This is a genomic window from Streptomyces sp. NPDC020379 (assembly GCF_044387105.1).
Taxonomy (GTDB): Bacteria; Actinomycetota; Actinomycetes; order Streptomycetales; family Streptomycetaceae; genus Streptomyces.
In genome coordinates this window covers 1-21,156 of sequence record NZ_JBIRVR010000030.1, presented here as the reverse complement: position 1 = coordinate 21,156, position 21,156 = coordinate 1, and the positions used below count along the sequence as shown (strand labels likewise).

Here is a 21,156-nt window from a genome sequence, read left to right as displayed (position 1 = left end):
AGCGCACAGTCACATCGAAGAAAGAGGCAAAAGGTGTCAGAGTAGCCCTATGGTTGATCGGGGAGCGACGTCCGCCGCCGTCCCGGACGCTTCGCTGCCGGACGAATGGCCCGCTCGCCCGGAAGTGGGCCTTGCCCTCAACCGCGTCGGCAGCTTCGACTGGGACCTCGACAGCAGCCGGCTGCACCTGGACACCGTGGCGCTCGGCCTCCTCAACCTCCCCCCGGAGGAATTCGACGGCCGGATCTCCGGCCTCGCCGGTCACGTGCCCAGGGCCGACGCCGCCCGGCTCGACAGCCTCGTCGCCCGGGCCATGAAGGACGGCAGCGAGACGTACGGCACCTACTACCGCGTACGCGACGACGACGGCAGCCTGCGCTGGACCTACACCCAGGGCCGGATCCTGCGCGACGGCGCCGGCCGCCCTCGCCGCATCATCGGGATCGTCCGCGACGCCACCGAGGAGCTCCGGCACGCCGGTGAGCCGCACGAGCCGCGGCAGGAGCACCGCGACCAGACCAGCGTCGTCGAGACCACCACCGCCGCCCTCGCGCACGCGCGGACCGTCCAGGACGTCATCGACTTCTTCAAGGACTCCCACGCCGTGCGGCACCTCGGCGCCGACCTCCTCGTCCTCGGCCTGCTGGAGTCCGGGCGCATCCACATGGTCGCCGAGGGGCCGGAGGAGCACTACATCCCCGGGACCCGCTACACCCGGATCGACGACAACTTCCCCATGAGCGAGGTCATCCGCACCCTCTCGCCCCGCTTCATCGAATCCCCCGAGGAGTTCGCCGAGCACTACCCCTGGCTCTGGGAGAACATCGAGGACATCGGCATCTGCTCCGCCGCCTACCTCCCGCTGATCGCCCAGGCCCGCCCCATCGGCGCCCTCGGCCTCCTCTACCGCGAGGGACGCGGCTTCACCCGCCAGGAACGCAACCTCTTCATCGCCCTCGGCAGCAGCCTCGCCCAGAGCCTGGCCCGCGCCATGCTCTTCGACCAGGAGCACGACCTCGCCGAGGGACTGCAGCAGTCCATGCTGCCCCGGCGCATCCCCGAGATCCCCGGCGCGCAGATCGCCGTGCGCTACCGCTCCGCGCGGATGGGCCGGGACATCGGCGGCGACTGGTACGACGCCGTCCCGCTGCCCGGCGGCCGGGTCGGCGCCGTCATCGGCGACGTCCAGGGCCACGACACCCACGCCGCCGCCGTCATGGGCCAGCTGCGCATCGTCCTGCGCGCGTACGCCTCCGAGGGCCACGCCCCCGCCACGATCATGGCCCGCGCCTCCACCTTCCTTCATGAGCTCGACACCGACCGCTTCGCCACCTGCGCCTACGCCGAGGCTGACCTTTCCACCGGCCTCGTCCAGCTCGTCCGCGCCGGGCACATCGACCCGCTGCTGCGGCACAACGACGGCACCTGCCGCAGACTCCCCGTCGCCGGCGGGCTGCCGCTCGGCCTCTCCGCCGAGTTCGGCCGCCTCGACTACCCCGTGACAACCGTCGAACTCGAGCCCGGCGAGACCCTGTTGCTCTTCACCGACGGCCTCGTCGAACAGCCCGGCTCCGACCTCGACGAAGGCATGCGGCTGCTCTCCGACATCGTCCGTGAGGGCCCCTACGACCTCCACGAGCTCGCCGACCGCCTCTGCGACATCGTCGAGGAACGCGTCGGCGAGGACGACACGGCCGTACTCCTCCTGCGCCGCCACGGCGCCACCACCCGCAGCGGCAGCCGCCTCCAGCAGCACATCGCACCCGCCGACCCCGAAGCGCTCCAGGCCGCCCGGCACATGATCCGCGCGGCCGTGCGGTCCTGGGGCGCCCGGGAGCGCTCCGACGAGATCGAGCTGGTCGCCGACGAGCTGGTCACCAACGCCCTGCTGCACACCGACGGCCCCGCCGTGGTCACCATCCGCATGCTCTCGGGACCCGAACGCCGGGTACGGGTCGAGGTCGAGGACAAATCCAGCGCCCTGCCGAGGCGGCGCGAGCCGGGGGAGTCGGGCGTCTCCGGGCGCGGCCTGCTGCTGGTCGACCGGCTCACGGACGTCTGGGGCGTGGAGTCGCGCGGCACCGGCAAGTCGGTCTGGTGCGAATTCATCCTGCCGGAAGGGAAGGGGGAGCGGGAGGGGGACGACGGCTGAGCGCACGGGGCGGCCCAGCGGGCGGTCAATCCGCCGTACGTTCCGCGGAAGCGAAGAGGTCAAGGTCACAGCCGTATGGGCTGCTGCCGGACGCGGGTGCTCCCCTAGCCTTCCCCCATGACGGTCCTGCCAGACGAAGGCTTCCCCCTGGCCGCCGAGTTCCCGGACTCCACCCGCGAGCAATGGCAGCGCCTCGTGGAAGGCGTGCTGCGTAAAGCGGGCACATCGGATGCATCCGGCTCGGCCGCCGAAGGCGCGCTGACCACCCCGCTCCAGGACGGGCTCGCCACCCGTCCCCTCTACACCGCGGAGGACGCGGCCGGCGCACCCGGTTACCCCGGTTTTCCCCCGTTCGTCCGCGGCGGACGCGCGGAGGGAACGGCCGTCTCCGGCTGGGACGTCCGGCAGCGCCACGCCCACCCCGACCCCCGGCGCGCCAACGAGGCCGTGCTCGCCGACCTGGAGAACGGGGTCACCTCCCTCTGGCTGACCGCCGGCGCCCACGGCCTGCCCGTCAGCGGCATCGCCACCGCCCTCGAAGGCGTCTACCTCGACCTCGCCCCCGTCGTCCTCGACGCCGGACCCGACACCGAGGCGGCCGCCGGCGAACTGCTGCGCCTGCACGACGAGCACGGCGTCCAGCGCACGGCCACCGGCAACCTCGGCGCCGACCCGCTCGGCACCCTCGCCCGCACCGGCACGGACGCCGACCCGTCCGAGGGACTCGCGGTGGCCGCCGACCTCGCGGCCCGCTGCCTGCGCGACCGCCCCGGCCTGCGCGCCCTCACCGTCGACGCCCTGCCCCACCACGACGCCGGCGGCTCGGCCGCCCAGGAACTGGGCGCCTCCCTCGCCACCGGCGTCGCCTACCTCCGCGCGCTCACCGACCGCGGACTCGGCGTCGACCAGGCGTGCGCCCAGCTGGAGTTCCGCTACGCGGCCACCGCCGACCAGTTCCTCACCATCGCCAAGTTCCGCGCCGCCCGCCGTCTGTGGGCCCGCGTCGCCGAGGTCAGCGGAGCCACCACCGCGGGCGCCGCGCAGCGCCAGCACGCCGTCACCTCGTCGGTCATGATGACCCGCCGCGACCCGTGGGTGAACATGCTGCGCACCACCATCGCCTGCCTCGGCGCCGGAGTGGGTGGCGCGGACGCCGTCACCGTCCTGCCCTTCGACGCCGCCCTCGGCCTGCCCGACGCCTTCGCCCGCCGCATCGCCCGCAACACCTCCTCCATCCTCCTGGAGGAGTCGCACCTGGCCCGGGTCATCGACCCCGCGGGCGGCTCCTGGTACGTGGAACGGCTCACCGACGAACTCGCCCACGCCGCCTGGGCCTGGTTCCAGGAGATCGAGCGGGCCGGCGGCCAGGCCGCCGCGCTGCGCTCCGGGCTGATCGCCGAACGCCTCGCCGACACCTGGCGGCAGCGCGGCGAGGACCTCGCCACCCGCCGCGAACCCATCACCGGCGTCAGCGAGTTCCCCAGCCTCGGCGAGCAGCCGGTGCCCCGGGAGCCCGCGCCCGCCGCCCCCGGCGGCGGCCTGCCCACGGTCCGCCGCGACGAGGCGTACGAAGCGCTGCGCGCCCGCTCCGACGCCCACCTGGCCGCGACCGGCACCCGGCCCCGCGTCTTCCTCGCCGCCCTCGGACCCGCCGCCGCGCACACCGGCCGGGCCACGTTCGCCGCCAACCTCTTCCAGGCGGGCGGCATCGAGCCCGTCCACGACCCGGTGGCCGTCGACGCGGACACCGCCGCCGAAGCCTTCGCCCGCAGCGGCGCCCGCGTGGCCTGCCTCTGCTCCAGCGACAAGCTCTACGCCGACCAGGCCGAAGCCGTCGCCACCGCGCTCAAGGAGGCGGGCGCGGCACGGGTGTTCCTCGCCGGCCGCCCGGACGCCGCACAGCGGGATACCTACCGACGGGCCGGAGTCGACGAGTTCGTCTTCGCGGGCGGCGACGCCGTCACCGTCCTCACCTCCGTCCTCGACCGCATGGGAGTGGCGTGATGCCCATCCCCGACTTCACCGGCATCGACCTGGGGCCCGCCGACGGCGCCCCCGCCGACCCCGGGCCCTGGCGGGCCGCCCTCAAGGAGAGCACCGGCCACAGCCCCGAGGACCTCGTCTGGGAGACCCCCGAGGGCATCGGCGTCAAGCCGCTCTACACCGCGGACGACCTGCGCGGAGTGGACTTCCTGGGCACGTACCCCGGCATCGCGCCCTACCTCCGCGGGCCGTACCCCACGATGTACGTCAACCAGCCGTGGACCATCCGGCAGTACGCGGGCTTCTCCACGGCCGAGGAGTCCAACGCCTTCTACCGCCGCAATCTGGCGGCCGGTCAGAAGGGCCTCTCCGTCGCCTTCGACCTGCCCACCCACCGCGGCTACGACAGCGACCATCCGCGCGTGACCGGCGACGTCGGCATGGCGGGCGTCGCCATCGACTCCATCTACGACATGCGGCAGCTCTTCGACGGCATCCCGCTGGACCGGATGAGCGTGTCGATGACGATGAACGGCGCGGTGCTGCCGGTCCTCGCCCTCTACATCGTCGCCGCCGAGGAACAGGGCGTACCGCCCGAGAAGCTGGCCGGGACCATCCAGAACGACATCCTCAAGGAGTTCATGGTCCGCAACACCTACATCTATCCGCCCCGGCCCTCCATGCGGATCATCTCCGACATCTTCTCGTACACCTCGCGGAAGATGCCGCGCTACAACTCCATCTCCATCTCCGGCTACCACATCCAGGAAGCCGGGGCGACGGCCGACCTCGAACTCGCCTACACCCTCGCCGACGGCGGGGAGTATCTGAAGGCGGGCATCGACGCCGGGCTCGACGTCGACGCCTTCGCGCCGCGCCTGTCCTTCTTCTGGGCGATCGGCATGAACTTCTTCATGGAGATCGCCAAGCTCCGCGCGGCCCGGCTGCTGTGGGCCAGGCTCGTCAAGCGCTTCGAGCCGCAGAACGCCAAGTCGCTCTCACTGCGCACCCATTCGCAGACCTCGGGCTGGTCGCTGACCGCGCAGGACGTCTTCAACAACGTCGCGCGGACCTGCGTCGAGGCCATGGCGGCCACCCAGGGGCACACCCAGTCCCTGCACACCAACGCCCTCGACGAGGCCCTGGCCCTGCCCACCGACTTCTCCGCCCGCATCGCCCGCAACACCCAGCTCCTCCTCCAGCAGGAGTCCGGCACCTGCCGGGTCATCGACCCCTGGGGCGGCAGCGCGTACGTCGAGAAGCTCACCCACGACCTCGCGCGCCGCGCCTGGCAGCACATCGAGGAGGTCGAGGCCGCGGGCGGCATGGCCCAGGCCATCGACGCGGGCATCCCCAAGCTGCGCGTCGAGGAGGCCGCCGCCCGCACCCAGGCCCGCATCGACTCCGGCCGGCAGCCGGTGATCGGCGTCAACAAGTACCGCGTCGACAGCGACGAGCAGATCGACGTCCTCAAGGTCGACAACTCCTCCGTGCGCGCCCAGCAGATCGAGAAGCTGCGGCGGCTGCGCGCCGAACGCGACGAGGCCGCCTGTCAGGACGCCCTGCGCGCCCTGACCGCGGCGGCCGGCTCCGGCCCCGGCGCGGGCCTGGAGGGCAATCTGCTGGCCCTGGCCGTGAAGGCCGCCCGCGCCAAGGCGACCGTCGGCGAGATCTCCGACGCCCTGGAGAAGGTCTACGGACGGCACGCCGGGCAGATCCGTACGATCTCCGGTGTGTACCGCGAAGAGGCAGGGCAGTCGTCCGGGGTCGAGCGCACCCGCGCGCTGGTCGAGGCGTTCGAGCGGGAGGACGGCCGGCGCCCGCGCATCCTGGTGGCCAAGATGGGCCAGGACGGCCATGACCGCGGCCAGAAGGTCATCGCCACCGCCTTCGCCGACCTCGGCTTCGACGTCGACGTCGGCCCGCTCTTCCAGACGCCCGAGGAGGTCGCCCGGCAGGCGGTGGAGGCCGACGTGCACATCGTCGGCGTCTCCTCGCTCGCCGCGGGCCACCTCACGCTCGTGCCCGCCCTCCGCGAGCAACTGGCCGAGCAGGGCCGGGAGGACATCATGATCGTCGTCGGTGGCGTCATCCCGCCGCAGGACGTCCAGCCACTGCGGGAGATGGGCGCCGCCGCAGTCTTCCCGCCCGGCACCGTCATCCCCGACGCCGCCCACGACCTGCTGAAGACCCTCGCCGGGGTCCTCGGCCACGAGCTGTGAGCCCATGGCACGCGGCATTGATGTGGACGCGTACGTCAAGGGTGTGCTCGACGGCAAGCGGGCGACCGTCGCCCGCGCCATCACGCTCGTGGAGTCGACCCGCGCCGACCACCGGGAGGCCGCCCAGCGGATGCTGACCGAGCTGCTGCCGCGCGTGGGCACGGCCCGGCGCATCGGCATCACGGGCGTGCCCGGTGTCGGCAAGTCGACCTTCATCGACGCCCTCGGCACCATGCTGACCGGGCTCGGCCACAAGGTCGCCGTGCTCGCCGTCGACCCCTCCTCCAGCCGGACCGGCGGCAGCATCCTCGGCGACAAGACCCGGATGGAGCGGCTCGCCGTCGACCCCGCCGCCTTCGTCCGGCCCTCGCCCACCGCCGGGACCCTCGGCGGGGTGGCCCGCGCCACCCGCGAGACCATCGTGGTGATGGAGGCCGCGGGCTACGACGTGGTGCTCGTCGAGACCGTCGGCGTCGGCCAGTCGGAGACGGCCGTCTCCGACATGGTCGACACCTTCCTCATGCTCACCCTCGCCCGCACCGGCGACCAGCTCCAGGGCATCAAGAAGGGCGTCCTCGAACTCGCCGACGTCATCGCCGTCAACAAGGCGGACGGCCCGCACGAGCGCGACGCGAAGTCCGCCGCGCGTGAACTGGCCGGTGCGCTGAGGCTGTTGCGGGCACCCGACGCGGCCTGGAACCCCCCGGTCCTCACGTGCAGCGCGCGCGAGGGCTCGGGCCTCGACACGCTCTGGGAGCGGCTGGAACAGCACCGGCGGGTCCTCGACGCGACGGGCGAACTGGCGGCGCGCCGCCGTGACCAACAGGTGGACTGGGTCTGGACGATGGTCCGCGAACAGCTGCTGACGGAGCTGCGCTCCCACGCGGACGTGCGGCGGCTGGCTCCCTCCCTGGAGGCCGCGGTCCGCGACGGCACGCTTCCCGCCAGTACGGCGGCGGAGCGGTTGCTTTCGGCGTTCCGGGTGCCGCCGGGGTGACGTCCGGGGGCTTCGCCCCGGACCTCCGGTTCCGCCCACCGGAGTGCCTCTTGCCGCTGCGCGCGGCCGCGGGCTCGGTGGGGGCTTGTCGCGCCGTTCCCCCGCGCCCCTGACGGGGCGCGGCTCCGGTTCTGTCTCCGGTGGGTGATCTACCGCGCGGCCAGGCCCAGTTCGTCCGCGCCCAAACCCTCGAAGTGCCGTGCCACCGCCTCCGCGGAGACGTCCGCCGGCGACGCCGGTACCCACCGCGGGCGGCGGTCCTTGTCCACCACCTGGGCGCGGATGCCCTCCACCAGGTCCGGGTCGGAGAGCGACGCGCACGACACCCGGTACTCCTGGTCCAGCACCTCGTCGAGCGTCGCCAGGCGCCGGGCCCTGCGTAGCGCGGCGAGGGTGACCTTCAGGGCCGTGGGTGACTTCGTGGCGATCGCCTCGGCGGCCTCCTTCGCCTCGGGGACGCCGGAGTCGTGCAGGCGGGCGAGGATCTCCTCGACGGAGTCGGCGGCGTAGCAGTGGTCGATCCACCGCTGATGCGGGGCCAGCGCGCCGGGCGGGGCGGGCGCGGCGTGGGCGCGCACGGCCGCGGCCGGGTCCGTGTCGGCCAGGGCCGCGGCGAAGTCCGCCAGCCGGGCCCGCGGGACGAAGTGGTCGGCGAACCCGGCGCGCAGGGCGTCGCCCGCGTCGAGCCGGGCCGTGGTCAGGGCCAGGTGCGTGCCCAGCTCGCCGGGCGCCCGGGAGAGGAGATAGGTGCCGCCGATGTCGGGGGCGAAGCCGATGCCCGTCTCCGGCATGGCGATCGCCGACCGCTCGGTGACGATCCGTACGCCGCCGTGCGCCGAGACGCCGACGCCGCCGCCCATCACCAGACCGTCCATGAGGGCGACATAGGGCTTGGGGTAGGCGGCGATACGGGAGTTGAGCCGGTATTCGTCCCGCCAGAACGCCCGGGTCGCGGCCGCACCGCCGCCGGCGCGGGCGTCGTCGTGGATGAACCGGATGTCCCCGCCCGCGCACAGCCCCCGCTCACCGGCGCCGTCGATCACGACGGTGGCCACCGCGTCGTCGTGCTCCCAGGCGGTGAGCGCGGCGTCGACGCGGCGCACCATGTCATGGGTGAGGGCGTTGATGGCGCGGGGGCGGTTGAGGGTGATGCGGCCCGCCCGGCCGTCGCGGCGCAGGAGTACGGCGTCGTCGTCAGTGCTCGTCATCGTCCCACTCTCGCAGGAGAGGGGCGGCCGGCGGACGCGAGATCGGTCACCCTCCGCGCGCTCAGCGGACCGGGCCGACCCAGTGGACGCTGTTGTACTTCTCGCCGAAGTCCGGGCGGACCTCGATGTCGACCCTGCCGGTGTTCGCGGGCGGTACGTCGAAGGCGAAGGTGGCCGTGGCGGACTTCCCGGCAGCCAGGGGCCCGGTCAAGGGCGTGCCCACACCGCGCGCGGTGTCGAAGATCTGCTCGGCCCGGTCGGCGCCCTCCCCGGCCGTCACGTTGACCAGCAGTCCGGTCACCTGGAACGTCTGCTTGGTGCCGTTCGTGAGCGTCACCATGAACGTGATGGGGGAGTTCTCCGGCCGGTGGCCGAGCGAGGTGACGCTCGGCTTGAACGCCGTCGGCCTGGTCACCTTGACCTTCAGGCCGTCGTCGTACGCGTAGGTGTCCTCGAACGCCACCACCCGGGTGCCGCCCACCGACGAGGCCGCTCCCGACGGGGACACCGTGTGCCCGGCCGACTTGCCCCCGCCGCCCCCGCAGGCGGTCAGGAGGGCCAGCGCGGCAGCGGCGGCCAGCGCCCGCGTCCGCGCCGGCCAGGGCCGACGGCGCGTCACGCCTGGCCGGTCTCGAAGCGGCTGACCTTGCCGCCGCCGTCGACGGTGAAGTGCCACCGCGTACGCATCGCGCCCCAGGTGTCGTTGCGGTAGTTCGCGACGAGCGAGCGCCCGCCGTCCGACTCGGACTCCACGTCCAGGTGCCCGTGCGAAGAGAAGATCTCCTTGTCCGCCCACTGGGTGAGATCCCGGTCCGAGCCGTCGTCCGACATCGTCGCCCCGGGGGCCAGCGCGGCCCGGAAGGCGGCGGCGTCGTTGGCGTTGATGGCGTTCACCAGGGCACGTACGGCAGGATCGGAGAGGTCGTCGGTGGGGATCACGGGTCTGCTCCTCGCGTGTACACCTGATGTGTGGGCGTGTCCAGGACAGCACTGCCGGGCCCCGGCCGCCCGTTGTGTTCCCCCGTCCGCGTAGCTGTCCGCCGCCTCCGCACCCAAGGAATCACCCCATGCCTCAGACGTTCCCCCGCCTCCCGCGCCGAGCCCGTCCGGTGGCCGTGGACCGCGGGGCGCGGGGAAGGCGGCGGGGTCCGGGGCTCGCGGCCCTCGCCACGGCCACGGCTCTCCTGCTGGCCGGGTGCGGCTTCGAGGACAGCGCGAGGAAGACGGCGACCGAGGACGTCTTTGTCACGGGGCCCGTGACGGCCGTCGAGATCCTCGGCAACCGCAGAGGGGCCATCGAGATCACGCCCGGCACGGGCCCCGGCGTCACCGTCCACCGCACCCTCCACTACGGAGGCCCCACGAAACCCACGCCCGCCCACGAGCTCTCGGCGGGCGTGCTGGCCTTCCACAGCGGCTGCGGCGACAACTGCTTCGTCGACTACGAGCTGACCGTGCCCGCCACCGCCCACGCCAGACTCGGCACCAGCAGCGGCCCGGTCACGGTGCACGGCCTGGCCGGCGCGGACATCGGCACCAGCTCGGGCGAGGTGACCGTCGCCGCCCTGACCGGACCACTCGCCGCGCGGACCCGCTCCGGCCGGATCACCGGGAGCGAACTGTCCGGCCCCACGGCCACCGTGACCGCCTCCTCGGGCCCGGTACACCTGTCCTTCGCCAGGCGCCCCGCCTCGGTGGCCGCCCGCACCACCTCCGGGGACGTCGAACTGACCGTGCCCCACGGCACGTACCACGTCGAGACCGGCACCAGCTCCGGCAGCAGCGACGTGGGGGTGCGCAAGGAGGAGTCCGCCGACGCGAAGCTCTCCGTCCGCACCAGCTCGGGCAATGTGAAGATCGACGAGAGCTGACGGCCCGGCAGGCGCCGCGTACGGACCGGCGGCCGGGCCGGCAGGCGCTGCGCACAGCGGACGCCCTACGGACGCGACGCCCGCAGCGCCTGCCCCTTCCTGCGCCACGCCACGATCACCGCCGCGAGCCCCGTGATCGCGATGAACGCCGTGGCGGCGAGGAACGCCGGTGACGTCGGCGAGGAGGCGTGGCTGCCCGCGACCACGTACGCGGCCGTGTTCGGCAGGCTGCCGAGCCCGGTCGCCAGCAGGAACGGCGCCCAGCCCATCCGGGAGACCGACGCGCAGTAGTTGGCGGCGGCGAACGGGACGCCGGGGAACAGGCGGATCGCCATCATCGACCGGAAGCCGTGCCGGCTCAGCTGCCGGTCCGCCGCCGTCAGCCAGCGGCCGCGCAGCAGCGGCCGCAGCGCGTCCTGCCCCAGCAGCCGCCCCAGCCCGAAGGAGAGCCCCGACCCCAGCACCGTGCCCACCACGGCGACCGCCGTGCCGAGGGGACCGCCGAAGAGCGCGCCCGCCGCGAGGTTGAGGATCGGGCGCGGCACGAACGACGCCGTGCACAGCCCGTACGCGCCGGCGAACAGCACCACGGCCGCGCCGCCGGACATGTGCGGCGGCCAGCCGTCGGCGAGCAGCCGCTCCGGCCGGAACGCCAGCACGGCCGCCGCGGCAGCGGCGAGCAGCAGGGCGAGCAGCCCCAGCCGGAACCAAGGGGACAGCGGCGCACGGGCGCGGCGCCCTGCGGGACCGGGGGAGGGCGCGGCGGATTCGAGCATCGCTGGAGCCTAACCGACGCGCCCGTAAAGCCGCTGTGATCACGGTGAGACGGTACGGAACGCGCACATTCGGTCGTCCCCTGTTCGCCCGTCGGACACCGCGCCCGCCGCGAACCGGGCATTTCGAGCGGCCGCGCGGAGCGCCAACGCCCTTGCGAGGGAAAACCATTCGACGCCCCGCACCCCGTGCGCGAGCATCGACAGCGTGTGCCGGCTTGCCCACCCTCTGCCGACGCCCGCCGCCGCGGGCGCGCCGGGGGCTGCCGCCGACCCCCGCCGGGCCATGGGCCCGCACCACCACGGCCACAGGCGACGCTGACTCTTCCCGGATCGCTCCACGGACCCCGAAGGGAAGGGTCGGCCCGGCCCCCGGGGTCCGCGCGAAGGCACCGCACCACAGCACCCGGGGAAAGGAACCATGCCCAAGCAGGCATACGTGCGCACCAAGCCGCACCTGAACATCGCGACCATGGGACACACCGGCCATGGCAAGACCACGCTCACCGCCGCCATCACCCGGCTCCTCGGCACCCGCCCGGCCCCCGGCCGCCCCGGTGCCGCGCCCGTCCCCCACGTCGCCTTCGAGACCGGCACCCGCCACTACGCCCACGCCGACCTGCCCGGCGGCGCCGACCGCGTCAAGCACCTGATCGCCGCGACGGCCGGCCTCGACGGGGCGATCCTCGTCGTCTCCGCGCTCGACGGCATCGGGGCGCGGACCGCCGAGCACCTCCTGCTCGCCCGCCAGTCCGGCGTACGGCACCTGGTCGTCGCCCTCAGCAAGGCGGACGCCGGCGGGCCGGAGCTCACCGAACTCGTCGAGCTGGACACCCGCGCGCTCCTCACCGCGCACGGCTACGACGGAGCCCGCACACCCCTCGTCCGCGTCTCCGCGCTGCGCGCCCTGGACGGCGATCCCCGCTGGACGGGCACGATCGAGGCGCTGCTCGACGCCGTCGACACCTATCTGCCCACACCGGAGCGCCGCACGGACGGGCCCCTCCTGCTCCCCGTGGAGCGGGTGTTCACCCTCACCGGGCGGGGCACCGCCGTCGCCGGGGCGATCGAGCGCGGCACCGTCCGCCCCGGCGCGGCCGTCGAGGTCGTCGGGCGGCCCGGCGGTCCCCGCCGCACCCAGGTGACCGGCCTGGAGACCTTCGGCGAACCCATGGCGGGCGCGCGGACCGGGGACAGCGTCGCGCTGCTCCTGCGGGGGGTGGAGCGCCACGAGGTGCACCGCGGCGATGTCGTCGGCGCGCCCGGAAGCGTCCTGACCGGGCGCCGCTTCCGCGCCCGCGTGCGACTGCTGCCGGCGGCGGAGGGCGGCCGCGCCCGGCCGCTCGCCACCGGCTGCCGGGCGCAACTCCACTTCCGTACGGCCGACGTACCCGGGACGGTCGACCTCGGGCCGCACGGGCCGGCGCTCCCCGGCCACCCGCTCACGCTCACGGTCACCCTGGACCGCGCCGCCCCCCTCGAACGGGGCGTTCCGCTGACCCTGCGCGAAGCCGGCCGCACGATCGGCGTGGGGGAGGTGGTGTGACCGGGGCCGTTCCGTCCGGAACCGGCCCTCCCGCGCCGCACAATGGGGGAGTGGACGAACCCATACCCGTGACCCAGGACGTCGACTGCGGCACCGCCAAGCTGCTGCCCGACATCGACAGCCCAAGAGCCTGGCTGCTCACCGTCGACGGCGCCCCGCAGTCGTACGTGGACCTGGACGACCCGACGCACCTCGAATTCGAGTACGCCCAGCGCGTCGCCCACGTCCTGGACTCCGCCGCGGAGCCCGGCCGCGCGCTGGACGTGCTGCACCTCGGCGGCGGAGCCCTCACCCTGCCCCGCTATGTCGCGGCCACCCGGCCCGGCTCCCGGCAGCGCGTCGTCGAGGCCGACCGCGGCCTCCTCGCCCTGGTCGCCGAACACCTCCCGCTGCGCGCGGACTCCGGCATCGACGTGCGCGCCGGCGACGCCCGTACGGAACTGGAGGCGGCGGCCGACGCCTCCGCCGACGTGATCGTCGCCGACGTCTTCGGCGGCTCGCGGGTGCCGGCCCACCTCACCTCGGTGGAGTTCGCGCGCTCGGCCGCCCGGGTGCTGCGCCGCGACGGCCGCTACGCCGCCAACCTCGCCGACGGTGCCCCCTTCGCCTTCCTCCGCTCCCAAGTGGCGACCTTCGGCGCGGCCTTCGCGCACCTGTGCCTGATGGTGGAGCCCTCGGTGCTGCGGGGGAGGCGCTTCGGCAACGCCGTGCTCGTGGCCTCGCACGGCGAGCTCCCGGTGGCGGCCCTCGTACGCCGGGCCGCCGCCGACGCCTTCCCGGCACGGGTGGCGCACGGGGAGGAGCTGGCGCGGTTCGCGGCCGGGGCGGCCGTCGTGACCGACGCGGACGCGGTGCGGTCGCCGGAGCCGCCGGGCGGCACGTTCAGCGTGGGCTGAGCGCGCCGCTCCGGGGGGCGTGGCTCAGGAGCTCTTGAGCGGGCGCAGCGAGGTCATGATCTTCTTGACGGTGTCGTCGGGCAGCTCGCCGTCGACACCCTTGTCCGCGTAGAGCACCCACGTCGCCAGGTCGCCATTGGTGTCCTTGTAGGTCACCGTGAAGGACTTGCCGTCGGAGGAGCACTTGTCGGTCTTCTTCACCCCGGTCACCGTGGCGGAGGCCGCGTAGCCGGTGATGCCGTGGTCGCTCTTGAAGGGCTTGGCGTCGGTGCTGTCGAGCTTGCCCGTCTGCTTCTGGTCGTAGCCCGCGATCAGCCAGTTCTCGGCCTCGATCTTGGCGGCGCTCTCCTCGCTCTTGGCACCCTGCGCGCCCTTGGAGCCGGCGGCGGCCTTCTGCGAGTTCTTCCCGCACGACCCCTGCTTGTAGTAGGCGGGGGAGCTCATGGTGATCAGAGGCTTGCCCTTGTCGTCCGCGAAGCCGACGGACATGCCGGGGCTGTCGACGGACCACTCGGCGGGGACGTCGAAGGCGAGGTGCCGCTTGCTGCTGGAGACCACCTTCCAGCCGTCGATCACCGGCTTGACCTCGGCGTCACCGCCGCGCGGATTGTCCAGGGGCGCGTCCGAGGACGGCGCGGGCGAGGACGGCGCGGCGGAGGAGGACGCCGGCGAGGGGCCGTTCTCCGCCTCGGTCTTCTTGTCGTCGCCCTTCATGACGACGACGCCCGTGATCACGGCGGCGGCGACCACGGCCACCGCCGCCGTGATCGCGATGATCGTGGTGCGCTTGCTCGTGTCCCGCGGCGGCTTCGGCCCGCCGGGCCCGGCCGGACCGGTCCACTGCGGCACGGTCTGCGCGGGCTGCCCCATGGCCGGACCGGGCGGGCCGGGCGGCGGGGGCGGACCGGCGGGACCGGGCTGCTGGTAGGGATTCGGCTGCCCGGGGCCGGGCTGCTGCGCGTACCCCGGCTGCTGGTAGGGGTTGGGCTGCGTCGGGTACCCCGGCTGCTGGTACGGATTCTGGTCCTGCGGGTTCTGCTCGCCCCCGGGCGGCTGCTGTCCTGGCCACATGGCCGATAACCATAGAGGCATACCGCGGCCCGGCTGACGGGAGCCCCTTCCCGCCATTCCTACTGACTGGTAACTTCTGCGGTATGTCTGAGACCCAGCCCTCGATCGGCGACATGCTCCTGGCCACGGTGCCCATGGCTCGTACGCTCAACCTCGTCTTCGAGGAGGCCACCCCGAAGCGCGCCGTCGTCCGCCTGCCCGACCAGCCCGACTACCACAACCACGTAGGCGGCCCGCACGCCGGTGCGATGTTCACCCTCGCCGAGTCCGCGAGCGGCGCCATCGTCATCGCCGCCTTCGGCGATCAGCTCTCCCGCGCCGTGCCGCTGGCCGTGCGCGCCGAGATCGGCTACAAGAAGCTCGCCAAGGGCCCCGTCACCGCCACCGCCGAGCTGGGCCGCCCGGCGGCCGAGGTCGTCGCGCAGCTGGACGCGGGCGAGCGCCCGGAGTTCCCCGTCCACATCGCGATCACGCGCGAGGACGGCGCGGTGACGGGCGAGATGTCAATTTGGTGGACCCTTCGGCCCAATTCATAGCCTCTGACCTGGGATGGCGCCGATCTGCGGCTTCCGCAGGGCACATCGAGGTCACACCGCTTTCCGATTCCACACCGCTTTGGCGGCGGTGATGACACCCGCCAGCAAGATGTCCGTGGCGGCCCGGCCGCGATCCCCCGCTCCGACGCGGCCACGGACATACCGGCGGAAGGTGACCAACGGGTTCGCGTGCCCCATCCACGCGGCGACATCCACGACGGATTCGCCGGCGTCGATCTGGGCGGTCGCGAAGAAATGCCGCAGGGCGACCGGGCCGTCGTCACGGGCCGCCTGATACTCGCCGCGCTTCTCCCGCGCTGGAGCCGGGATTACACCCGCGTCCACCAGAGCGCGTTTCCATTCCCATTCGTTGAACCGCTTCGGGTTGATGAACTTGATCTCCCCCTTGGCCTCGCGGGAGAAAATCAACTCCACCGTCATCGGCCGGAACCGCTCGGCAGGCTTATCCCGGCGGTCGTAGTACGGCAGGGTCACCTTCACCGTCGGGTACTCGCGCATCTGCGCGTCGAGCTCGTTCTCCACCGACATCGGCATCGGCGTCCGTCGGACCTTCCGGCCCTTCGGCAGCGCGAAACACCAACCGTGCCCCCGCACCCACTTGAGCTGACGCTGAACGATCAACTCCTGCCGCTCCCGGTCCATGTCCACCGGACTTACGGCAATAACCTCGTTGGGCCGGTGGCCGCACCCGGCCGTCATCTTGCCGAGGCGCTGAAAACGGTTCGGCAGCGCACGGATCACCGCCTGCACCCGCTCAGGCGTCCACGCCTTGATGGCGCGGGGCGGCAGTTGCTTCGGCCGCGTCACCGACCGCGCGTGGCAGGGGTTGTCGTTGCGGAGATTGTCGTCCATGGCGGCCTGCATCAGCGTCGCCATGGTGGCCATGATCGCCTCCTTCGACTGGCCGCTCCCGTCGAGCCCGGCCCGCAGCCGCTTCACGTCCGAGGCCGTGATCTGGCTGATCGCCTTGCGCCCGAGCTTCGGCAGGATGTGCAGCCGCAGGTACCGCTCGTACGCGGTGAACGTGCCCGCGTCGACGTCCAGCGACGGCATCCACGTCTCCACGGCGTACGCCTCCAGCGTGACCTCGCCGGCCCGCTGGTCCACGTAGACGCGGCGCCGCAGCAGCTCCTCCACCTCCTGCCGGCGCTCGTCCGCGCCACCCTTGCCGGTCCGCGTCGCGAAGTTCTCCTTGCGCTGCTCCCCGTCAAGGTTCCGATACCGCACCTGATAGCGCTTCCCTTGGCCGTGGAGGCGCGAGGGCACCAGTTGTTGACTGCTCTTGGAGTGCTCGCACGTCTTCTCGCCCGGCGCCGGACGAGACTTGTGCCACAGGTCGTAGACCTGTGCCGATCTTCCCGCCATTCCGTTCTTGACCTCCTGTGTCGTCGCGCGGATCGGCCCTGGTCGGAATCCGATCTCCGTCTGATCACTTCATCGATCTTGCGCGACGCGGAACCATCCGATGTGCGGCGGGGTCGACCAAGCGTGACTCCTCCCATGCATCTAGATCTTGGCGTCGGTAACGCACCGGGCCGCGCGGACTATTGGTGAGGCGCAGATACTTCGGCCCCTGGCCAGTCAGCCGCAGGCGCTCTGGCAGTCATGTCGTCGCCGAGATAGGTGGCGGCTTCGACGGGCTTTAGCCAGCTCTCCCGGGTGGTGTCCTACATGGAAGATCCCTTCAAGTAATCCGCGAGGGATGGTCGGGGGCGTCCAGGGGCGGACGAGGAAACCATGCGGCGTCACCTGAGACGGGCCTCGACGCCAACACCCGTGTGTGACGTGCGTCATATGTACATGTCTGGGCTTGGCCGATTCCAGCATTCCGTCCGTTGTGTGCCTGAATTCTGCCTACGTAGTGATCAATTTCTTTTCAATTCGCGCCTTTTGCTGTGATGCGACGCAACACGCGCGACTTCGCGACTGGTTGGTTTGAATTACCGATGAGTGTCGCAGTATGGGGGTAACAGCGGGGATTCAGGGCAATTTCTCGGGAATCTGGGTTCTGTAAAAGATCAGGGTGAGAATGATGATCGAGGTAGACACTGTCGTTGGGCGGCCGCTCATGCTTCCCGCGCATCCCGACATCTCGCGGGTCCTGGGGGTAACCGAGTACCGCGTCCGGGAAGCCATCAAGTCCGGTGACCTGCCATCCGTCCAGCTCGGCAACAGCAGCTTCGTGCTAGTCGTACCGCTGGCCTCCCTGCTCGGCGCCTCCCCCCAGCAAGTCATCGCCGCAGCCACTCTCCCCGTCAGCGCCGAGCGCGGGGAGACAGCATGAACCCGGTGCACTCCTCCGAGCCGATGCCCGCCTACACACCCGACCTTGAGGACCAGGCTGCGTTCCTCAGCGGCGTCGGTGAGCCGACGACCGTCGAGTGGGAGCCCGGCCGTACCGTGTGCGGCGAGGTTCGCGACATCAAGGTCTTCCACAACTGCGACTTCAGGACCGGCGCTCCGCTGTACCTGGACACCGGCAAACCGAAGCGCAAGTGGCGGCTGCTGCTGAGTGAGGGCCAGGGCGAGGACGCCGCCCGCTGGATCGTGTGGGTCAAGACGCCCTCGAAGCCCCAGGACGTAGCGACGCTGCGCGGCGCCATCTACAAGGCCGTGAGCACGGCCGACGTCAAGGGCCTGGAGACCGGCGGCGTGCTGGAGCTGACCTGCGTCACCAAGACCGGCCAGAAGTCCTTGTTCGCCGCGCGGTACTCCCCGCCGAAGACCCCGGGCCCCGTCCCGGGCGCCGGGGCCTTCGAGCGGACGGCCAAACATGAAGGACGCGCCTTCGATCTTCCCGGCGATCCAGCGTTCGGCCCAGAGACGGGCTTGCCCATGGTTGCCGACGGCGGCGAGTCGCCCGCCTTCTGACCGCCGTCGACAGCGCTGCGCCCTGGGAGCTTTGGTGAGGTCACCCGGGGCGTCGTGACCGGGCGTCACGCCAGAAAGGTTGATCTATGAGTACCGCACGATCCGCGCCCGGAGCCCGCGGCTCGCCGCAGCTGACTTCGGCGCTGTGGTGCGCCCGGCGCGGCTGGGCCGTCTTCCCGATGCAGCCCCAGGGGAAGCTACCGCTGCGGGGGTGCGAGAGGTGTTCGCCGTTCCTGCCGGGCGGCACGGTCCCGAACCCGGCCTACGAGCGGCACGCCGGCCACTCCTGCCCCTGCCACGCTGAGGGGCGCTGGTGCCACGGAGTACTGGCCGCCACCACCAACGCGGAGATCATCACCGGGTGGTGGCGGACGGAGCCGCGGGCGAACGTGGGCCTTCACACCGGCCGGTCCCACCTGGTGGTGATCGACGTGGACGCTCACGGTGGCAACCGCCCCGAGGCCCCGGCGGCCTTCCTCCCCGGCCGGCGCCTCCCCGAGGGCTGTGCCCCGCGAACGCTGGTGTCCGGATGGGACACCCTGGCCGTCCTCGCCGAGGTCAACCATCAACCTTTGCCGATGGTGGAGCCGCCCACGCTGGCGGTGCTGACACCGCGCGCGGGCCTGCACCTCTACTACGCGGTGGATCCGGGCTCCTTGTGGCGGCAATCGAACGGGGCCTTGGCATGGGCCGTTGACGTTCGGGCCGGTGACTCCCACGTCCCCGTGCCCGGCACCGTCGTCCGCGCGGGGTGCTACCTCGCCCAGGGCGACGTCAAGGAGCCCGCTGCGCTGCCCACGTGGCTGGCCGCCGAGCTGAGGCGCACCGGGCATTGGCCCCCGCCTCCACGTGCCCCTTCTCTTCTTCCCGCTCCCCGGTCCGTCTCCGGTGGCCGGGGGCTGGTGGAGACGGTGGTGACGAACGCGCTCACGGCCGTGGCGAACGCGGCCGACGGAGAGCGGAACCGGTCGCTGTGGGTCGCGGGCCGGTCCCTGGGGCGGCTGGTCGGGGTCGGGTTGATGAGCGAGAGCGACGCGGTCGCTCTCATCACGGAGGCCGGTGAGCAGCGGGGCATCTCCCGGCACGAGGCGAAGGCGCAGAAGACCATCGCCGGGGGGATCGAGGCGGGGAAGCGGGAGCCGTTCGTGCCCCGCGATCCGCGCACGGCACGGACGAGGGACAGATCATGAGTGATGACGAGCGTGCTGAGGCGGACGTTGCCACCATGGACTTCGGGGCCGACGGCTTCGATTGGGGCGACGGCCCGAGGCTGACCACGGACCCGGACGCGCAGTCGCCTCTGGTGCCGCACATCGTGGAGATGGTGCAGTAGGTGACCGACGGTCTCGACGACGGGCCGCTGCGCGAGAACGACATGCTGTCCACGCTGTTCGGCTTGCCCGAGGCCGCGGTGGTGCCGGAGAACTACCGCATCCTCCGCGACGGCGTCGACGCGGTCCGGTTCGTACGGGACCAGCCGGCCTGGGTCCGCGTCGCGCACGCCGCGCTCGTGATCACACGGATCTTCGAGGACCCCTACGGCGAGCAGTCGGTGGAGCTGGCCTGGACGGACCATCACCGCGGTGTGGTGCGGCGCACGGTCTCCAAGAGCGTCGCCCGGCGCGGCAAGGAGCTGGTGAAGCAGCTCGGCGACGCTGGCCTTCCCTGCGTGGAGAGCGATGCCCGGCTGGTGGAGAAGTGGCTGGCCGAGTTCGAGGCCGTCAACCGCGAGGTCATCCCGCGTGAGTGGATCGCCCGTCAGCTCGGCTGGCAGCCCGACGGCACGTTCGCTGCCGCCCCGGGCGGCGAGCGCACCGTCGAGCCGGTCTACAAGGAGCAACTGCCTCCGCTGCGCGCCCACCGCCGGTCCGGGACCGTGGCCGGGTGGCGGCAGGCGATCACCGTCATCGCAGAGTTGCCGACGCCGCACGCGTGCCTGGCCGCCTCGTTCGCCGCGCCGTTGCTCAAGCCGCTGGGCCTGGATTCCTTCACGGTGGACGTCTCGTGCCGCTCCACCCGGGGCAAGACCATCGCGTTGATGGCGGCGCTGTCGGTGTGGGCGGACCCATCCGAGCAGGCCGACGCCATCGCCTCGTGGCGCACCTCCCTGATCGCCATCGAGAAGAGGCTGAACCTCGTCTCCGGGCTGCCCGTGGTGCTCGACGAGACGATGACGGTCGACGCCGTGAAGATGGTCGACGACGTGCTCTACCAGGTCCCCAAGAACTGCGGGAAGGCGCGCGGGGGCGGCTGGCCGTCCATGCTGCCCTGGCATACCGTCGTGCTCTCCTCTGGGGAGCAGCCTGCGCTCGCGTTCACCACCCACCAGGGGGCCTCCGCCCGCGTCCTGTGCCTGACTGGGCCACCGTTCCCCGACCGGGACAGAGCCCAGGCCGTACGGGAGAGCGTCTGCGCTCACCACGGCCACGCGGGGGCGGCGTTCGCCGAAGAGCTCGTCGGGCTCCTTCATTCGCCGGGGGGCCGGGAGGCGCTGCTGAAGCGTCACCAGGAGCTGACGGACCGGTTCCTGGGCGGCTCGGACATGACGGGGCGGCGGGCGCCGATGGCGGCCGTCCTTGCCCTGGCCGACGAGCTTGCCGCCAAGTGGGGCATCGTGCCCTTCGGGCCGATGAAGACCGAGGTGTGGGCGGGGCTGTTCACCTCCGGCGGGGCGGTGGGGATGGACGACCGGCCCGAGATGGCTATGGAGATCGTCCGCGCCTACGTGGCCGCTCACCACGCCGAGCTGTGGCGCCCGTTCACTGTCGATCAACGGGCCCCGTACCAGGGGTGGCTCGGACGGATCACTTCCGAGGGGCGGGTAGCGATTCCCCCGGAGCGGCTGCGGAGGGTCCTGGAGGACGCCGGGTACAGCCTGGCGGCGGTGCCGACGACTGGGCGGCGGTCGGCTACCTAGTGCTCGATTCCTCTTTCGGTGTACACATATCGGCGTCGTAGTTGGCGGGTTGGAGGCGGGGGCCTGCCCCATACCCATGGACGTGCACGCTT

19 protein-coding genes are annotated in these 21,156 nt (G+C 72.4%); 13 read left to right on the top strand and 6 right to left on the bottom strand.

What is annotated here, in order from left to right; all coding sequences use genetic code 11:
- The first annotated feature begins 49 nt into the window (after positions 1-49).
- From ACH427_RS29115 to meaB, 4 genes are all read left to right on the top strand, one after another.
- Complete coding sequence (locus ACH427_RS29115) at positions 50-2,152, top strand: SpoIIE family protein phosphatase (RefSeq protein ID WP_398874211.1); 2,103 nt, start codon at positions 50-52, stop codon at positions 2,150-2,152.
- A gap of 117 nt (positions 2,153-2,269) precedes the next feature.
- Positions 2,270-4,156, top strand: coding sequence for a methylmalonyl-CoA mutase small subunit (mutA, locus tag ACH427_RS29110; RefSeq protein WP_398874210.1), 1,887 nt, complete (start codon positions 2,270-2,272; stop codon positions 4,154-4,156).
- Complete coding sequence (scpA, locus tag ACH427_RS29105; RefSeq protein WP_398874208.1) at positions 4,156-6,357, top strand: methylmalonyl-CoA mutase; 2,202 nt, start codon at positions 4,156-4,158, stop codon at positions 6,355-6,357. The genes mutA and scpA overlap by 1 nt, the downstream gene beginning before the upstream one ends.
- Positions 6,358-6,361: 4 nt before the next feature.
- Positions 6,362-7,354, top strand: coding sequence for a methylmalonyl Co-A mutase-associated GTPase MeaB (meaB, locus tag ACH427_RS29100; RefSeq protein WP_398874206.1), 993 nt, complete (start codon positions 6,362-6,364; stop codon positions 7,352-7,354).
- A gap of 149 nt (positions 7,355-7,503) precedes the next feature.
- Here the strand turns inward: meaB and ACH427_RS29095 are convergent, their stop codons facing one another.
- The 3 genes from ACH427_RS29095 to ACH427_RS29085 form a co-directional block, all read right to left on the bottom strand.
- Positions 7,504-8,562 carry a 3-hydroxyisobutyryl-CoA hydrolase gene (locus ACH427_RS29095; RefSeq protein WP_398874204.1) on the bottom strand — a complete coding sequence of 353 codons (1,059 nt, stop codon included), beginning with the start codon at positions 8,560-8,562 and terminating at the stop codon, positions 7,504-7,506.
- A 61-nt stretch (positions 8,563-8,623) separates the two neighbouring features.
- Positions 8,624-9,181, bottom strand: coding sequence for a hypothetical protein (locus tag ACH427_RS29090; RefSeq protein WP_398874202.1), 558 nt, complete (start codon positions 9,179-9,181; stop codon positions 8,624-8,626).
- Positions 9,178-9,501 (bottom strand): nuclear transport factor 2 family protein, encoded by a 324-nt coding sequence (locus ACH427_RS29085; protein WP_398874200.1) that lies wholly within the window; start codon positions 9,499-9,501, stop codon positions 9,178-9,180. Before ACH427_RS29085 ends, ACH427_RS29090 begins: the two co-directional genes overlap by 4 nt.
- 128 nt (positions 9,502-9,629) lie before the next feature.
- Here ACH427_RS29085 and ACH427_RS29080 point away from each other — a divergent pair, with 128 nt between their 5' ends.
- Complete coding sequence (locus tag ACH427_RS29080) at positions 9,630-10,433, top strand: DUF4097 family beta strand repeat-containing protein (protein ID WP_398874198.1); 804 nt, start codon at positions 9,630-9,632, stop codon at positions 10,431-10,433.
- 65 nt (positions 10,434-10,498) lie between these two features.
- On the opposite strand, the gene ACH427_RS29075 is transcribed toward ACH427_RS29080, so the two are convergent.
- Positions 10,499-11,209: a TVP38/TMEM64 family protein gene (locus ACH427_RS29075; RefSeq protein WP_398874196.1), complete on the bottom strand. Its 711-nt coding sequence runs from the start codon at positions 11,207-11,209 to the stop codon at positions 10,499-10,501.
- 418 nt (positions 11,210-11,627) lie between these two features.
- Here ACH427_RS29075 and ACH427_RS29070 point away from each other — a divergent pair, with 418 nt between their 5' ends.
- Complete coding sequence (locus ACH427_RS29070; RefSeq protein ID WP_398874194.1) at positions 11,628-12,752, top strand: GTP-binding protein; 1,125 nt, start codon at positions 11,628-11,630, stop codon at positions 12,750-12,752.
- Positions 12,753-12,802: 50 nt separating this feature from the next.
- On the top strand, positions 12,803-13,648 hold the full coding sequence (locus tag ACH427_RS29065; RefSeq protein ID WP_398874192.1) for a spermidine synthase: 846 nt from the start codon (positions 12,803-12,805) through the stop codon (positions 13,646-13,648).
- Positions 13,649-13,672: 24 nt separating this feature from the next.
- Here the strand turns inward: ACH427_RS29065 and ACH427_RS29060 are convergent, their stop codons facing one another.
- A complete protein-coding gene (locus ACH427_RS29060) occupies positions 13,673-14,719 on the bottom strand; it encodes a hypothetical protein (RefSeq protein WP_398874190.1) in 1,047 nt (348 codons plus the stop codon).
- A gap of 83 nt (positions 14,720-14,802) precedes the next feature.
- Between ACH427_RS29060 and ACH427_RS29055 the strand changes: the two genes are divergently transcribed.
- Positions 14,803-15,255, top strand: a complete 453-nt coding sequence (locus ACH427_RS29055; protein WP_398874189.1) for a DUF4442 domain-containing protein — start codon at positions 14,803-14,805, stop codon at positions 15,253-15,255.
- Between the two features lie 51 nt (positions 15,256-15,306).
- Here the strand turns inward: ACH427_RS29055 and ACH427_RS29050 are convergent, their stop codons facing one another.
- Positions 15,307-16,413 carry a tyrosine-type recombinase/integrase gene (locus ACH427_RS29050; protein WP_398874187.1) on the bottom strand — a complete coding sequence of 369 codons (1,107 nt, stop codon included), beginning with the start codon at positions 16,411-16,413 and terminating at the stop codon, positions 15,307-15,309.
- A gap of 895 nt (positions 16,414-17,308) precedes the next feature.
- On the opposite strand from ACH427_RS29050, the gene ACH427_RS29045 reads away from it, so the two are divergent.
- From ACH427_RS29045 to ACH427_RS29025, 5 genes are all read left to right on the top strand, one after another.
- Positions 17,309-17,560, top strand: coding sequence for a hypothetical protein (locus ACH427_RS29045; RefSeq protein ID WP_398874185.1), 252 nt, complete (start codon positions 17,309-17,311; stop codon positions 17,558-17,560).
- Positions 17,557-18,147 carry a hypothetical protein gene (locus tag ACH427_RS29040; protein WP_398874183.1) on the top strand — a complete coding sequence of 197 codons (591 nt, stop codon included), beginning with the start codon at positions 17,557-17,559 and terminating at the stop codon, positions 18,145-18,147. Before ACH427_RS29045 ends, ACH427_RS29040 begins: the two co-directional genes overlap by 4 nt.
- An 86-nt stretch (positions 18,148-18,233) precedes the next feature.
- Positions 18,234-19,337, top strand: coding sequence for a bifunctional DNA primase/polymerase (locus ACH427_RS29035; protein ID WP_398874181.1), 1,104 nt, complete (start codon positions 18,234-18,236; stop codon positions 19,335-19,337).
- Positions 19,334-19,480 (top strand): hypothetical protein, encoded by a 147-nt coding sequence (locus ACH427_RS29030; protein WP_398874179.1) that lies wholly within the window; start codon positions 19,334-19,336, stop codon positions 19,478-19,480. Before ACH427_RS29035 ends, ACH427_RS29030 begins: the two co-directional genes overlap by 4 nt.
- A complete protein-coding gene (locus ACH427_RS29025; RefSeq protein WP_398874177.1) occupies positions 19,481-21,064 on the top strand; it encodes a DUF927 domain-containing protein in 1,584 nt (527 codons plus the stop codon).
- Positions 21,065-21,156 lie beyond the last annotated feature (92 nt).